This is a genomic window from Streptomyces griseicoloratus (genome assembly GCF_014534645.1).
GTDB classification, from domain to species: Bacteria; Actinomycetota; Actinomycetes; order Streptomycetales; family Streptomycetaceae; genus Streptomyces; species Streptomyces griseicoloratus.
Window position 1 is genome coordinate 538964 of sequence record NZ_JACVQF010000200.1, and the last position, 15618, is coordinate 554581.

The 15618-nt window shown below is 74.1% G+C and carries 12 protein-coding genes; 5 read left to right on the plus strand and 7 right to left on the minus strand.

Annotation, left to right across the window (positions count from 1 at the left end; genetic code table 11):
• The first annotated feature begins 6 nt into the window (after positions 1-6).
• Complete coding sequence (locus H0H10_RS22945) at positions 7-723, plus strand: type 1 glutamine amidotransferase (protein ID WP_188182913.1); 717 nt, start codon at positions 7-9, stop codon at positions 721-723.
• Here the strand turns inward: H0H10_RS22945 and H0H10_RS22950 are convergent.
• From H0H10_RS22950 to H0H10_RS22960, 3 genes are read right to left on the minus strand one after another with little or no spacing between them, the layout of a single operon-like run.
• Entirely contained in the window at positions 709-1980 is a 1272-nt protein-coding gene (locus tag H0H10_RS22950; RefSeq protein WP_223180209.1) for an MFS transporter, read from the minus strand. The genes H0H10_RS22945 and H0H10_RS22950 overlap by 15 nt on opposite strands.
• A 34-nt stretch (positions 1981-2014) precedes the next feature.
• On the minus strand, positions 2015-3205 hold the full coding sequence (locus tag H0H10_RS22955) for a GDSL-type esterase/lipase family protein (protein ID WP_188182914.1): 1191 nt from the start codon (positions 3203-3205) through the stop codon (positions 2015-2017).
• Positions 3206-3264: 59 nt separating this feature from the next.
• Positions 3265-3834, minus strand: a complete 570-nt coding sequence (locus H0H10_RS22960) for a TetR/AcrR family transcriptional regulator (RefSeq protein WP_188182971.1) — start codon at positions 3832-3834, stop codon at positions 3265-3267.
• A 145-nt stretch (positions 3835-3979) separates the two neighbouring features.
• Between H0H10_RS22960 and H0H10_RS22965 the strand changes: the two genes are divergently transcribed.
• The 3 genes from H0H10_RS22965 to H0H10_RS22975 all read left to right on the plus strand — a co-directional run bounded on the left by H0H10_RS22965 (position 3980) and on the right by H0H10_RS22975 (position 6961).
• Positions 3980-4915 (plus strand): GlxA family transcriptional regulator, encoded by a 936-nt coding sequence (locus H0H10_RS22965; protein WP_188182915.1) that lies wholly within the window; start codon positions 3980-3982, stop codon positions 4913-4915.
• 156 nt (positions 4916-5071) lie between these two features.
• Positions 5072-6013: a hypothetical protein gene (locus H0H10_RS22970; RefSeq protein WP_188182916.1), complete on the plus strand. Its 942-nt coding sequence runs from the start codon at positions 5072-5074 to the stop codon at positions 6011-6013.
• 84 nt (positions 6014-6097) lie between these two features.
• Complete coding sequence (locus H0H10_RS22975) at positions 6098-6961, plus strand: DMT family transporter (protein WP_188182917.1); 864 nt, start codon at positions 6098-6100, stop codon at positions 6959-6961.
• 37 nt (positions 6962-6998) lie between these two features.
• On the opposite strand, the gene H0H10_RS22980 is transcribed toward H0H10_RS22975, so the two are convergent.
• On the minus strand, positions 6999-9074 hold the full coding sequence (locus H0H10_RS22980; RefSeq protein ID WP_309141873.1) for an ATP-binding SpoIIE family protein phosphatase: 2076 nt from the start codon (positions 9072-9074) through the stop codon (positions 6999-7001).
• Positions 9075-9262: 188 nt separating this feature from the next.
• On the minus strand, positions 9263-9559 hold the full coding sequence (locus H0H10_RS22985) for a hypothetical protein (protein ID WP_188182918.1): 297 nt from the start codon (positions 9557-9559) through the stop codon (positions 9263-9265).
• Between the two features lie 321 nt (positions 9560-9880).
• Here H0H10_RS22985 and H0H10_RS22990 point away from each other — a divergent pair, with 321 nt between their 5' ends.
• The gene (locus H0H10_RS22990) at positions 9881-10336 is read left to right on the plus strand and encodes a hypothetical protein (RefSeq protein WP_188182919.1); all 456 of its coding nucleotides are present in this window, start codon (positions 9881-9883) and stop codon (positions 10334-10336) included.
• 30 nt (positions 10337-10366) lie between these two features.
• Here the strand turns inward: H0H10_RS22990 and H0H10_RS22995 are convergent, their stop codons facing one another.
• Positions 10367-12742, minus strand: coding sequence for a glycoside hydrolase family 65 protein (locus tag H0H10_RS22995; protein ID WP_188182920.1), 2376 nt, complete (start codon positions 12740-12742; stop codon positions 10367-10369).
• 55 nt (positions 12743-12797) lie between these two features.
• Entirely contained in the window at positions 12798-15182 is a 2385-nt protein-coding gene (locus H0H10_RS23000) for a phosphoketolase family protein (RefSeq protein ID WP_188182921.1), read from the minus strand.
• Between the last annotated feature and the right edge of the window lie 436 nt (positions 15183-15618).

Sequence of the window (15618 nt, forward strand, 5' to 3'; positions counted from 1 at the left end):
GGGCGGGTGGCACAACTGCTGGTGGTGCAGAACGGCCGAAGCGGCGGGCCGGGCCGGTTCGGTGACTGGCTGGCCGAGGAGGGTGTGACGCCCGACGTGGTCCGCGCCTACGCCGGGGCCGCCCTCCCCCACAGCCTGGAGCCGTACCGGGGGGTGATGGTTCTCGGCGGCGGCTACCTGCCGGACGACGACGACCGCGCGCCCTGGCTCCCGCGGACGCGCGCGCTGGTCGCCGAGGCCCTCGGGCGCGGTGTCCCGGTGTTCGGGATCTGCCTGGGCGGACAGCTCCTCGCCCAGGTGGCCGGCGGCACCGTGCGGGGCCGGTCGGGCACACCGGAGTTCGGCAGTACGCCGCTGACGGTGCGTGCCGAGGCCGGTACGGATCCGCTGTTCCGTGGGCTGCCGGGGCGGGTCACGGGCATCGAGCACCATGTGGACGCCATCACCGCCCTGCCCGCGGGAGCCGTCTGGCTGATGGAGAGCGCGCACTGCCCGTACCAGGCGTTCCGGGTCGGCGACCGGGCGTGGGGCGTGCAGTTCCACCCCGAGGCCGACGCGGAGCGGGTCCGGTCGTGGGACCCGGAGCGGCTGCGGGCCGAGGGGGTGGATCCCGGGGAACTCCGCCGCACCGCGGAACGCGACGAGCCGGCGGCCACCGGGGTGTGGCACCGGGTAGCCCGTCGCTTCGCCGCCGTCGTGCGCGGCGGATCACCGACCGGATGACTCCCGCGGGCCGTCGGGCGGGGGACCCCCGGCACGTCCCCTCGCCCTCCACCGGGAGCCCGCCCAGCCGGCGCCCACCAGCGCGGTGACGGCGGCGAGAACGGCGTACGAGACGGTGTACGAGGTCGCGGTGGCGACCCCGCCGGCGGCGAGGGCGCCGAGCCCCGTTCCCGCGTCGAAGCCGACGTTCCACGCCGTCCCGGCGGACGATCGGGCCCGTTCGCCGGCGGCGGCGAAGGACTGTACGAGGGTCAGGTTCTGCAGGCCGCCGTAGGCGACGCCCACGGCGAGCATGCCTCCGACCAGGAGGACCCGCCCGGTCGTGCCGTGGCCGCTCGCCGTGCCCGCGCCGATCGCCGCGAGTCCGGCGGCGCCGGCGAAGAGCAGCGGTGCGATCGCCGGGGCGGCGCCGTGGCGGTCGGCGAAGCCCCCGAAACCCCAGCGGCACAGCGCCGCCGTTCCGGTGAACACCAGCAACGCCACGTACACGGTGACCGGGTCGGGGTCCAGGCGTGGCGTGAACGTGAGCACGGCACCGCCGGCCGCGGTGATGGCGAGCAACGCGGCGATCGGCCCTGTCAGGGCGCGGCGCAGTCGGGCGGTGTCGCGCCGCTCGGCGGGCCGGGCGGGGTCGGCGGGCGGCCCGTCCGAGGCGTGCAGGGCGCGGGCCACGGGCCCGGCGAGCGGAGCTGCGAGCAGCGGAACGACGGCGAACGTGAACACCAGCCAGAACCCGGCCCGTTCGGCGAGCCAGGGCGCGAGGGGGACGAGCAGGAACTGCGGGGCAGCGACGGCGACTCCGTAGGCCCCGACCGCGCGACCGCGACGAGCGGGTTCGACGAGAGCGGCGACCCCCATGGCACCGCAGACGGTGATGATTCCGAAGCCGAGTCCGCGCACCGCCGCGAGTGCCGTGACCGCCCACACGTCGTCGGTGAGCAGGTGCAGGGGGCCGGGAGCGCCGAGCAGGCACGCCCCGAGGACGAGTGTCCGGCGCCAGCCGAGGCGGCCGAGGGCTCTTCCCACGAGCAGCTGCGCGATCACCGTGCAGAGCATGAGGACGCCGTTGACCACTCCGGCGCCCAGCTCGTCGGCCCCGCCGTCGAGCACCCACAGCGGTGCGACCGGCAGGAGCAGCGCCAGGCCGGCGAAGCCGAGCGCGGTCGAGCCGAGCAGGGACGGCATTCCGGGCGCCCGCCAGACCGACGAGGCGGCGCGGGCGCGGCCGGTCACGTCGTTGGTCCCTCCATCCAGCATCGGCAGATGGTATACCAACGGGTTCGCAGGGGCCCTACGCCGGCGGAGCGGAGTCCGCGAAGACACCGCCGGCGCCGAAGGCGAGCTCGGCGAAGCGTTCGCCGATGCGCCGGTGGGCCGCGGCGTCCGGGTGGAGCTGGTCGGGCAGTGGCAGTTCGGCGAAGTCGGCCGCGCCGTAGAGGTCGCGGCCGTCGGCGTAGTGGATGTTCGGGTCGTCGGCCGCCCGCTGTGCCACGATCCGGGCGAGTTCCTCGCGGATGGCGTTCAGGGTCAGCTTCCCGCTCGCGCGTTCCGCCGGATCGCCCATGGCCCGGAAGCGCAACCGCCCCTCGCCGAGTCCGGAGAAGTCGGGGGCGCTGGGGCCCGGGGTGTCTTCGTGGATGGGGCACAGGATGGGCGAGACGACCAGCAGCGGTGTGGCCGGATGCCCCTCGCGGATCGTGTCGAGGAAGCCGTGGACGGCGGGGGTGAAGGCCCGCATGCGCATGAGGTCGGCATTGACCAGGTTGATGCCGATCTTCAGGCTGATCAGATCGGCGGGGGTGTCGCGCAGGGCCCGGGCGGTGAACGGGTCGAGCAGGGCGCTGCCGCCCAGCCCCAGGTTGATCAGTTCCACGCCGCCGAGCGAGGCGGCGAGCGCGGGCCAGGTGGTGGTGGGGCTCTCGGCGTCCGAGCCGTGGCTGATGGAACTGCCGTGGTGCAGCCACACCCTGCGGCCCGGGTCCGGGGCCGGCTCGACGGGGGCGTCGGTGCGCAGGGCGACGAGTTCGGTGGTCTCGTTGTGCGGCAGCCAGATCTCGACGTCCTTGGTGCCGACGGGCAGACCGTCGAAACGGAGGGTGCCGGGCGGTCCGGGCCGGGTCTCGAACGATCCGGTGGTCATGTCGATGGTCAGGGTGTTGCCGCCCGGCACACTGCCCCGGCCGGCCGGGCGGCCGTCGACGAGCAGGTCGTACACGCCGTCCGGGCGGGGCGGGGCGCCCACGTAGACCCGTTTGGTGGGCAGCGCGTCCAGTTCGACGACCGTGGCCCGGGTACGGAAGACCAGCCGCACGCCGGAGGGCTGGGCCTCGGCCATGGCCAGTTGTCCGTCGGAGCACTGGGCGCGGGCCCGGGCGGGCAGCCGGTGCGGCAGCACGCCGTGCTCGGTGCGCTCCACGTCGAGGGCCCCGCGGAGGAGGTCTGCGGTGACCGGCGTGGTGATCCAGTCGTCCTTGGTGTGCATGGTCTGTTCGTCTCAGTCTGTGGGTCGGGATGTACGGGTCGTGCGCCGGCGCGGGCCGCTCACGGGGCGGGCCAGTTGCGCAGCAGGGCGTCGAGGGCGTCGAGGATCCGTGCCCAGGTCTCCTGGGAGTCGGGGGCGCTGTGGCTGAAGCCGCCCGAGGACTCCAGGCTGACGTAGCCGTGGAAGACGCTGCCCAGCAGGCGGACCGCGTGGGTCTGGTCGGGTTCGGTGAGGTCGTAGCCGCGCAGGATCGCCCGGGTCATCTGTGCGTGTCTGCCACCGGCGCTCGCGGCCGCCGCCTCCGGGTCGAGGCGCAGTTGGGCGGCCGCGTAGCGGCCGGGGTGCTCGCGGGCGTAGTCGCGGTAGACGTTCGCCAGGGCGGTGAGGGCGTCCTTGCCGGCCCGTCCGGCGAGCGCCGAGGCGCCCCGGTCGGCGAGTTCCTCCAGGGCGAGCAGGGCGATGCCGGTCTTGAGGTCGTGGGAGTTCTTCACGTGCGAGTACAGACTCGCGACCTTGACGTCGAACCGCCTGGCGAGCGCGGAGACGGTCACCTGGTCGAAGCCGACCTCGTCGGCCATGTCCGCCCCCGCCTGGACCAGGCGGGCCGTGGTCAGCCCTGCGCGCGCCATCATCACCCTCTCGTTCACCTGAGCCGATTATGCACTTGCCTAATACCTTTAGGCAAACAACTAATCGACACCCGGCCCGGCTGACAGGGGAATGTCCGGTCGGCGGGCGCTCCGGGCGCCGGCCGTGGAGAGGTATCTTCCGGCCATGCACACCGTCGCCGTCCTCGCGCTGGACCAGGTGATCCCCTTCGACCTGTCCACCCCGATCGAGGTGTTCACCCGAACCCGGCTCCCCGACGGACGTCCCGGCTACCGGATACGCGTGTGCGCGCAGCGGCCCGAGGTCGACGCGGGTTCCTTCACCCTGCGCGCACCCTGGGGCCTGGACGGGCTGCGGGACGCGGACACGGTCATCGTGCCCGGCACGGCCGTCCCCGGCCCGCCGTCCCCGGCGGTCCGCGAGGCGCTGCGCGCGGCCGCCGAGGCCGGTACGCGCATCGCCTCCATCTGCTCGGGCACCTTTCCGCTGGCCGCCACCGGGCTCCTCGACGGCCTGCGAGCCACCACCCACTGGATAGCCGCCGACGCCCTGGCCGCCGCGCACCCGGCTGTCGAGGTCGACCCGGACGTGCTGTACGTCGACAACGGGCAGATCCTCACCTCGGCCGGCGCCGCCGCTGGACTGGACCTGTGCCTGCACCTGATCCGCCGCGACTACGGCTCCGCGGTCGCCGCCGACGCCGCCCGGCTGTCCGTGATGCCCCTCGAACGCGAGGGCGGGCAGGCACAGTTCATCGTCCACGACCACACACCCACGCCCCAGGGCTCCGCCCTCGAACCCCTGCTCACCTGGCTGCGGCAGAACCTGGACCGCGACCTCACCCTCACCGACATCGCCGCCCACGCCGGGATGAGCACCCGGACCCTGATCCGCCGGTTCCGCGAACAGACCGGCACCACGCCTCTGCAGTGGCTCCACCGCGCCCGCATCCGCCAGGCCCAGCACCTGCTGGAGACCACACAGCACTCCGTCGAGCGCATCGCGGCCCAGGTCGGCTTCGGCTCGCCCACCGCCTTCCGCGACCGTTTCAAGCGCACCACCGGCGTCAGCCCGCGCGCCTGCCGGCGCACCTTCGGCTGACGGACGGTGAGCCCGTCCGGCCGGTCACGGCCGCTCCAGGTCCCCCGGTCGCGAGGTGGCCCGCCTGACCGTAGACAGGAGTCACGGGCGCAGGCGGCGGGGACCCCCGCACGCGGCGGTCAGCCGTCGCGGACGTCGCCGTGGAGGCCGAGGAGCATGCAGCGCAAGGACACGGGCAGGCGGCGCGGCCGTACCGGGTACGACGTGGAGTCGGTGCTGGACGAGCTGTACGCCACGCCGCCGACCGACTTCGTCTCCCGCCGTGAGGCGCGGGCCGCCGCCGCCAGGACGGCCGGGCACGACGAGGACGCCCGCCGGATCCACGCCGCCCGCCGGCCCACACGGGCGGCCTGGGCGGCGAACCTGCTGCTGCGCTCCCGGCCGGAGGAGAGCACGCGGTTCCTGGAACTGGGACAGGCCCTCCGCGAGGCCCACCGCACCCTCGACGCCGCCGGCCTCAAGGAGCTCTCCGCGCAGCGCCGGAGCATCGTCTCCGCCCTGTCGCGCCAAGCCGCCCGGCTCGCCCGCGACGCCGGGCAGCCGCTGTCGGACGCGGCGCAGCGGGAGGTCGAGTCGACCCTGCGGGCGGTCCTCGCGGACCCGGACGCGGCCGACCGGTGGGCCGCCGGACGCCTGGAGAGCGCCCTCACACCGCCGTCGGCGTTCCCCTCCGGCACGGACGCGTCCACCGCCTCCGCCCGCAGGCGGCCGTCCCGGCCGGCGGCTCCGTCGGCGGCGCGCGGCACACGGTCCCGGGACGAGCTTGCCGAGCGCCGCCGCAGGCGGCGGGAAGAGCTCGCCAGGGCCGAGGAGGCGGCCGAGGCGGCCTCCCGGCGGCTGCGGGACAGGCACGCCGAGCACACGGACGCCGACGCGTCCCTGCGGCGGACGCGCGACGACCACGAAGAAGCGCGGCAGCGGGTGTCCGACGCCGAGCGGCGGCTGCGACAGGCGCAGCAGGAGCTCGAACGGGCCGATCGGGAACGGCGGGAGGCCGAGGAGCGGGCACGGACGGCCGCGGACGCACTGGCCGAGGCCGAACGGGAGGCACGCGAGGCGGCGCGGAAGGTGGAGCGTCTGGCCGCACGCGTCACCTGACCCGGCACCTTCGGAACCGGCCGGCCGGCCGCCTGCCACGCGGGCCGGCGAGCGGCCGGCGGGTGTCCGGGCGAGGATCGGTGAATGGGTTTCGTGCTGCCGGTGCTCTTCGCGCTCCTCGCCGCGTTCAGCAACGCGCTGGCCACCGTGCTGCAGCGGCGTGCCGCACTGAGCGTGCCGCAGTCCCAGGGGTTCCGCCCGGGTCTCCTCGTCGACCTCCTGCGGCGGCCGGTCTGGATCGGCGGCATGCTGGCCGTCGTCGTCGCCGGCCTCGGGCAGGCGGCGGCCCTGGCCACCGGTCCGCTCTCACTCGTCCAGCCGTTGTTCGTACTGGAGCTTCCGCTGGCTCTGCTGCTGGCCTCGCTGATGACGGGCCGGCACCTGCCCGAGGTCATGTGGCTCGCCGTGGCCGGCGTGGTCGTCGGGCTAGGGATCACGCTGGCGGCGGCGGCACCCGACCACGGCCGGACCGACGTGTCCCTGGCCCGCTGGGTGCCCGCGCTGTGCGCCTGCGCGGGAGCGACCGTCCTGCTGGCCGCGGCCGGTCTGAGACGCCCCGTCGGCAAGGCCCGCGCCGGCTGTCTCGGCGCGGCCACGGCGGTGTCCTACGCCCTGACGGCCGGGCTCATGAAGGACTCCATGCGGGTCCTGGACGCCGACGGCCTGGCCGGATTCCTCACCGCGTGGCAGACCTACGCCTTCGCCCTGGCCGGGGTGTGCGCCGTACTGCTGCTGGAGCACGCCATGCAGGGCGGCCCCCTGGTCGCCTCCCAGCCCGCCCTCACCCTGGGTGACGCCACGGTGAGCCTCGTGCTCGGCGTGGTCCTCTACCGGGAGCACGTACGCACCGACTGGTGGCTGGTGCCGCAGGCGCTCGGTGTCGCCCTGGTCGTCGTGGGCGTCCTGACCCTGGCCCGTCGGGGGGTCGATCTGAGCACCGGCCGGTGAGCCGCGGCCCGGCCGCGCCGGCCGCCCCGCGCGGGCATCACTCGCCGTCGTGCAGCGCCTGCTCGGCCCACAGGACCTTGCCCGTGCCGGTGGGGCGGACACCCCACCGGGCGGCGAACTGCGCGACCAGATAGAGGCCGCGGCCCCCCTCGTCCATGGTCCGCGGATGGCGCAGCTGGGGCGCGGCCGCGCCGTCGTCGTACACCTCGCAGGTCAGTACGTCGGACAGGACCAGCCGCATGCGCACCGGCGGTGCCCCGTAGCGCACGGCGTTGGTGACGAGTTCGCTGGCGAGGAGTTCGGTGCCGCGCGCGGTGTCCTCGTCGATGCCCCAGGTGGCGCACTGTTCGCGGACGATGCCCCGGGCCTCGGCCGGGCTGGTCCGCTCGTACCCGAGCTCGACGGTGACCACGTGGTCCCGGGGCAGCGCGCCGGTACGGGCGAGGAGCAGCACGGCTCCCTCTTCCAGGGCCTCGTCGGGCAGGGCGTAGACCATCGCGTCGCACAGCTCCGGCAGCCGGAACTCCGGCCGCGCCAGGGCACTGCGCAACTGGGCGTCCGCACTTTCCGTGTCCCGTACGAAACCCCCGGCGCGCAGCGCCAGTACGCTGCCCTCCGCGACGGTGACGACCGACTTCGCGAGCGGGCCGAGGTCGGGCGATCCCAGCGCCGGCCCCGGTGCCACCTCGGGCGCCCACACCCTGCCCTCCGGAGAGACGATCAGCGGCGGTGCGCCTCCGGCGCAGGCCGTCGCGAACTGCCGGGTCGAGGGGTCGTAGACGGTGTACACGCAGGCGGCGGTGAGCGGTTCGCGGTGCAGGGGATCGCCGGGTGGGAGCGCCGCCCGCTCCTTGGCCAGCCGGGCGGCGCTCTCGTGCAGCCGGGCCAGCAGTTCGTCCGGTGGGAGGTCGAGCTCGGCCAGCGCCCTGACGACGAGGCGCAGTTGCCCCATAACGGCCGCGGCCTGGATGCTGCCGCCGGCCACCGCGCCGACGACCAGCGCGGTGCGGGCGCCCGGCAGGGCGATGCTGTCGTACCAGCAGCTGGTGTCCGGGCCGACGCGGTGCGCGTGGGCGGTGTCCAGGGCCACCTGCGCCCGGGCGGGCTGCGGGAGCAGCCGGCGCTGCACGGTCGCGGCGATCGTGTGGTCGTGCTGGTAGCGGCGCGCGTTGTCCATGGTCAGCGCGGCGCGTGCCGCCAGGATCGCCGCCGCGTCGAGGTCTGCCGCGCAGAACGGTTCGTCGCCTCCGCAGCGGTAGAGCGTGAGCATGCCCAGGACGGTGCCGTGCAGGGTCAGCGGGGCGATGAGCAGGGAGTGCGCGCCGGCGAGCCGCACGGCCCGGTTCCATTGCGGATCCGCGTCCAGCCACACGACCTCCGACTCCAGGTCGACCAGACGCGGGTGGGCGTCGGCGAGGGCCCGTCCGAACGGGGTCCGCGGCGGCAGGTACCGCACGTCCACCGAGGCGTGTGCGGGCAGGGGCACCGCGCTGCTCATGGCCGCCCGTCTCAGTGGCCGTCCCTCCACCTCGGCGGCCGACGGCGGTTCCTCGCCGTGCAGGACGTCGATGACCAGGTCCACGGCGGCGATGCCGGCGTAGTCGGGCACCAGGCACTCGGCGAGTTCGCGCGCGGTGGCCGTGGCGTCCATCGTCCTGCCGACGGAATCCCGTACGGCGGCCACCGCGGCGGCCCGGCGGCTGTCCCGTTCGCCCTCCGTCACGTCGTCCACGGCCACGAGTACGCCGAGCGGCGCGCCGCCCTCGGGTCCCTCCAGCCGCTGTGCGGTCAGCAGCAGGCTCCGCGAGGGCCCTTCCTCCGCCGTGCGCCGGCCCTTGGTGCGCAGCAGGCGCGGTTCCGGACCCGCCCGGGCCTCGCTGAGCAGCGCCTCGAAGGCCGGCGGGTCGTCGAGCAGGAAGCCCTCGCCGAAGCGGTCGCCGATGCGGTGCCGGGGCGTCGCCCCGTACGCGCCGTGGGACCACAGCACCCGCAGCGCGTCGTCGAGGACGACGAGCTCCGCGGCGGACCGCGCGAGCAGGGTGGTCAGCAACGCCCCCTCCAGGGCGTCCCCGTGCCCTGCCGCCACGCGCCCCGGCGGGTCGATGTGCTGCACGGTCCCTCAGCCTCCGCCCTGGTGCCGGTCGGGTGGGGCCGGGCCTGGCCCGGCCGTCGGGCGACTCGTTCACCATCGCGCACCGGCCGTGATGACGCACCCGGAGAAGTGCGGTCAGCAGCTCATGGGCCACGTTCGAGGCGGATGGCGCCGCATGACCTGCCCACCGGCACGGGCTCCGGCGGCCGCTAACGGCCCTCCGCCGTGGCCGACTCGATGCGGCGGGTGCCGGCCAGCCAGCGGTGCAGTGCCGTGTGCACGCTGCCGGGGAGCCTGCTGAGCTGGTCGATGGCGTCATGGTCCCCGGGCGACGGGGCGATGCCCGCCGCGGTCAGGATGGCGTGCAGGTCCAGCCGGCGCAGATCGACGGGGTCGATGCGGCAGGGGACGCGCTCGGCCGGGTTGGGCGGCTGGAGGAGGTAGTCGTCCTGGGCGTCGCAGGAGCGCGTCGGGCCGGCGGCGGACGGGGAGGTCATCGTGTGCATCCCGCTCTCCTTCACATGGTGGTCGCCTCTCTTGGTGGCATGAGACACCGGTCCTGCGGCCGTGGTTGCGCCGCAGGCGGCCGACCACACGGTGGATGCAATCGGCGCGTTATCACACGAACGGGCACGGAACAGACGAACCCATCCCTGCTGTCGCAGGAACGGGGTTCGTCCTCGGAGCGCCGGGCAGGCCCGGCTACTCCGTACGAGTGGTGCATTTCCGGACACGGCCTTAGCGTCGGAACCGGGAAGACGAGAGCGGAGACAACCGACCACGAGTGAGGCAGCGGGACGGCCTCCGGAAGACGGGCGGGAGCAGACATGGGCACACACCCGATGAGGACAGCGGTCACACTCTGTGCCGCCGCCGCGCTCGCACTGCCCCTGGGCACGGCAACCGCCGCGCCGTCGGCGGAGCGGACCGGACACGGGCACGGGCGAAACCCCGTGCTGGTCGACTGCCTCTGGAAGCCCGAGGTACGCCCCGGCGCGTTCCTGCTCGCCTGCGGGGACGGCAACAGCCGTCTGGAGTCGCTGCGCTGGTCGCACTGGAACTCCAAGTCGGCGGTGGCCCGGGGAATCAACTGGCTCAACGACTGCAAGCCCGACTGCGCATCCGGCACGTTCCGCTCGTACGCCGTGATCATCCGTCTCGACCAGCCGCGGACCTGGGAGAAGGACCCGGACCTGAAGCAGTTCACGCGGATGAGCCTGACCTACACCGACGGCAGGCCCGAAGGATACGCCCGCACGGAGACGTACGACCTCTGGGGCTGACGCCCCGGCACCCGGACCGGCCGCCGCGGGTCACTCCGGGAGCACCAGCCGGCAGGTGTCGCCGGGCCGGAGCCGGACGGCACGGTCCGGCAGCCGGACGTCGAGCGGCGGGCGGTCGGACAAGGGTACGGCGATCTCCATCCGCCCGTGTTCCAGCCGGAGTCGTACGCCCCAGTGGCCCTGGTAGCGGACGGAGAAGCCGTACGAGGACAGCTCCGGCAGCGGCACGGGGTCCAGCCACAGCGCCCCGGCGCGGGTCTCCAGTCCGGTCAGTCCGCGCTGGACGAGGTCGAGGGTGCCGGCCATGGCGCCGAGATGGATGCCTTCGCCGGTGGTGCCGCCCTGCACGTCGGCGACGTCGCCCTTGAGCGCCTCCTGGCAGAACGCCCATGCCTCGGCGCGGCGGGCCCGGGCGAGGATCCAGCCGTGGACGAGGCCGCTGAGGGTGGAGCCGTGGCTGGTGCGGGCCAGGTAGTAGTCGACCGTCCGCCGCCAGGTCTCGTCGTCGAGCCGGTACCCCAGCCGCTCGAAGAGCCACGAGAGTTCGGACGGGGAGAACAGGTAGCCCAGCATGAGCACATCGGCCTGCTTGGAAGCCTGGTAGCGGTTGACGCTGTCGCCCTCGGCCTCCAGGATCCGGTCCAGCCGACGGATGTCGTCGTACCTCCTGCGGTAGTCCCTCCAGTCCAGTTCGGCAAGGTCGGCGTACCCCTCGAACTGGCTGATGACGCCCTCGTGGAAGGGCACGTGGAGGGTGCGGGAGACGTCCTCCCACTGTTCGAGTTCGCCGCCGTCCAGGCCGGTGCGTTCGACGAGTTCGCGCCGCCGGGGTGCGGGCAGGGCGTGCATGACCTCCAGGGTGCGGGTGAGGACCCAGGCCGCGGTGACGTTGGTGTAGGCGTTGTCGTCCAGGCCCGGCTCCACGACGCCGGGGTAGGCGTCGTGGTACTCGTCGGGGCCGACCACGCCCCGGATGCGGTGCCTGCCCAGACGCTCGTCCCAGGAGGCCGAGTCCGCCCAGAAGCGCGCGATCTGCAGCAGCATCTCGGCACCCTTGGTGTGCAGGAACTCGGCGTCGCCGCTCGCCTCGCAGTACTGCCACACGTTGTACGCCACGGCCGAGCCGACGTGCCGCTGGAGGTGCGAGTGGTCCGGCAGCCAGCGCCCCGAATGCGGGTTGAGGTGGAGCTGCTGGGTCTCCTCGCGTCCGTCGCTGCCGCTCTGCCACGGGTAGAGCGCGCCGCGCCTGCCGATCGCCCGGGCCGCGGCGCGGGCCCGTTCCAGCCGGCGGTGCCGGTAGTGCAGCAGGGCCCGGGACACCTCGGGGAAGTGCAGGTTGAGGTAGGGCAGGACGAACAGCTCGTCCCAGAAGACGTGTCCCCGGTAGGCCTCGCCGTGCAGTCCGCGGGCCGGCACGCCCACGTCGAGATCGGCGGTGTTCGGGGAGAGGGTCTGCAGCACGTGGAAGAGGTGCAGGCGCAGGATGCTGCCCGCCTCTCCGGGCACGTCCAGTTCGGCCCGGCGCCACAGCTGGCCCCAGGCCGTCCGGTGGGTCACCAGCAGCTCGTCAAAGACAGGTGCGTCCGCCACCCGGTCCACGGCCGCCTGCAGCGGGTCGCTGATCGCCGGGTCGTGCGAGGTGTGCAGGGCCACGGTCTTGTCGACGGCGAGGGTGCGGCCGGGCTCCAGGTGCAGGGTCGTGCGCTGGGTGACGCGCAGGTGCTCCCGCGCGGGAGACACCGGGGAGTCGGCCGCCGTCCGGGCCGCCAGGCCGATCCGGATGTCGGAGGTACGGGTGCGGCAGCGCAGCCACGCCGTGCCGTCGTCGGCGCTGCCGGTGTGCACGTGGGTGAGGTGGCGGCCGTCGAGTTCCCGGTAGCGCGGCACACCGGCGTTGGTGACGCCGCCGTCGAGGGCCGCCTCGACGTCGAGCTCCGTGCTGCCGCCCTCCGCCGTGAACTCCGTGCGCATGGCGGCCAGATGGGGGTCGGCCATGTGCACCAGGCGCAGCTGGCGGACGGAGAGCACGCGTGCGTCGTCGAGCCGGTAGCGGGTGCGGCGCTCCAGGGTGCCGGAGTCCAGGTGCACGGTCTGGCGGTGGTCGAGCACCGGCGCGGTGTCCGGCGTGAGCCAGTCCCCTCCGGCGGGCCTGAAGCGCAGCGGCAGCCAGTTGGGCAGGTTGACCATGTCCTCGTTCTCCACCTGGCGGCCGGCCACGGTGGAGGTGAGCCGGTTGTAGCAGCCGGCCACATAGGTGCCCGGGTAGTGCACGTCGTCCGCGGTGCACTCGGGCAGCGCCCCCCGGGTGGCGAAGTAGCCGTTGCCCAGGGTGCACAGCGACTCCCTCAGCCGTTCCTCCGCCGGGTCGTAGTGGTCGTAGTCCCAGGTCGATGGGGTTGCGGTCACTGCGGTGGTTTCCCTTCGCGCGGTTCGCCGACGTCCCCGCGCCGGCCGTCGGCCGTCAGCCGTCCCAGGACCAGTCGGCCACCTCGGGCAGGTCGACGCCGTGCTCGCGGATGTGGTCGTGGTGGCGCAGCCGGGCGTCCTCCATCCGCTGGCGCACCGCCGCGGCCCGCACGGCGAGGCCGGGTACCCGGTCGATGACGTCCATGACGAGCCGGTAGCGGTCCATGTCGTTGCCGACCACCATGTCGAACGGGGTGGTCGTGGTCCCGATCTCCTTGTAGCCGCGCACGTGGAGGTGCGCGTGGCCGTGGCGCCGGTAGGCGAGCCGGTGGATCAGCCAGGGGTAACCGTGGTACGCGAAGATCACCGGCTTGTCGGCGGTGAACAGGCCGTCGTACTCGAAGTCCGTCATCCCGTGCGGGTGTTCCTCGCTGGGCATCAGCCGGGCGATGTCGACGACGTTGACCACGCGGACGGCCAGTTCGGGCAGGTGGCGGCGGATCAGCTGGGCGGCGGCCAGTACCTCCTGGGTGGGGACGTCGCCGGCGCAGGCGAGCACGACGTCGGGTTCGCGGCCGCGGTCCTCGGTGCCCGCCCAGTCCCACACCCCGGCGCCACGTGCGCAGTGGACCCGGGCCTCGTCCATGGACAGCCAGTCGAAGCAGGGCTGTTTGCCTGCGACGATCACGTTGACGTAGTCGCGGCTGCGCAGGGCGTGGTCGGCGACAGAGAGCAGGGTGTTGGCGTCCGGCGGCAGGTAGACCCGTACGGCCTCGGGGCTCTTGTTGAGGATGTGGTCGACGAAGCCGGGGTCCTGGTGGGAGAAGCCGTTGTGGTCCTGCCGCCACACGTGGGAGGTGAGCAGGTAGTTGAGGGAGGCGATGGGGGCGCGCCACGGCAGCCGGCGGGTCACGCGCAGCCATTTGACGTGCTGGTTGACCATCGAGTCGACGATGTGGACGAAGGCCTCGTAGCAGGAGAACAGTCCGTGCCGGCCGGTGAGGAGGTAGCCCTCCAGCCAGCCCTGGCAGGTGTGTTCGGACAGGATCTCCATCACCCTGCCGTGCCGGTCCAGGTCCTCGTCGACGGTGAGGGTCCGTTCCTGCCATGCCTTGCCGCTGGCGGCGTAGACGGCCTGGAGGCGGTTGGAGGCGGTCTCGTCGGGGCCGACGAGCCGGAAGTCGCGCCGGTCGGCGGTGGCGGCCATGACGTCCCGGAGCAGGTCGCCGAGGACGCGGGTGGGTTCGTGCAGGGTCGCGCCGGGCTTGTCGACGGGGACGGCGTACCGCTGGAGGGGCGGCAGGGGCAGTTCGCGCAGCAGGAGTCCGCCGTTGGCGTACGGGGTGGCGCCGAGGCGGCGGCTGCCCTCGGGGACGCAGGCCAGGACGTCGGGGCGTGGGGCGCCGCGCTCGTCGAACAGCTCCTCGGGCCGGTAGGAGCGCAGCCACTGCTCCAGTTGCCGCAGGTGCTGCGGGTTGTCCCGGACGGCGGACAGGGGGACCTGGTGGGCGCGCCAGGTGTTCTCCACGGGCAGGCCGTCGACCTCGGCCGGGCCGGTCCAGCCCTTGGGGGTGCGCAGGACGACGACCGGCCAGCGGGGCCGGTCGGTCGCGCCGTCCTGGCGGGCGGCGCGCTGGATCGCGGCGATGCGGTCGAGTGCGGTGTCCATGGCGCGGGCCATCGCGCGGTGGACGGCGGCCGGATCGTCGCCGGTGACGTGGAGGGGGTCGTGGCCGTATCCGCGCAGGAGTTCGTCGAGTTCGGTCCCGGGGAGCCGCGCCAGGACCGTGGGGTTGGCGATCTTGTAGCCGTTGAGGTGGAGGATCGGCAGGACGGCGCCGTCGTGGACCGGGTCCAGGAACTTGTTGGAGTGCCAGGACGCGGCCAGCGGGCCGGTCTCCGCCTCGCCGTCGCCGATCACGCAGGCGACGACGAGTCCGGGATTGTCGAGCGCGGCGCCGTAGGCGTGCGAGAGCGAGTAGCCGAGCTCACCGCCCTCGTGGATCGAGCCCGGCGTCTCGGGGGCGACGTGGCTCGGCACGCCGCCGGGGAACGAGAACTGCCTGAAGAGGCGGGCCATGCCGGCCGCGTCCCGGGTGATGTCCGGATAGGTCTCGGTGTACGAGCCCTCCAGCCAGGAGTTGGCCAGTACGGCGGGCCCGCCGTGGCCCGGGCCCCAGATGCACAGGGCGTCCAGGCCGCGCTCCTTGACGACCCGGTTGAGGTGGGTGTGGACGAGGTTGAGGCCGGGTGAGGTGCCCCAGTGGCCGAGCAGCCGCTGCTTGACGTGCTCCGGGCGCAGCGGCTCGGTGAGCAGGGGGTTGGCCGTCAGGTAGATCTGGCCGACGGAGAGGTAGTTCGCGGCGCGCCAGTGGGCGTCCAGGGCGGCGAGCTCCTCGTCCGCGAGCTCGGAGGGCGCCTGTCGCGTGTCGACGGACATCCGGGGTCCTTTCCGTGTCGGGACAGCGGTCGGGCCGGGCGGGCGCCGCGCGGATGCCGTACGGCCGCCGGGCGGGTGTCGTACGGACGCCGTGCGGGCGCGCCGGTGCACATCCCACCACCCTCCGCGGACCGGCCGGGTACCCGAAGGGGCCGTTCGGGTCACCTCCGTTCCCGAACGGGGCCGACGGGCCCTCCGGGCGGGACGTGGGGCCGGTCACGCCGTGGCCGGCGAGCGATGTCCCGGCGCCGTGCGGCCGGGGCGGGCCGAGGAGGGCCGGTGCTTCTCCAGCCGTGCAGCTGGGGGCAGGCCGAGAAGAAGCGGCCCTTCCAGGCGTGCGGCCGGGGGCGGGCCCGGAAGAGGCGGCGCTTCCCCAGCCGTGCGGCCGGGGGCGAGCCCGGAAGAAGCGGCGCTCCTCCAGCCGTGCGGCCGGGGG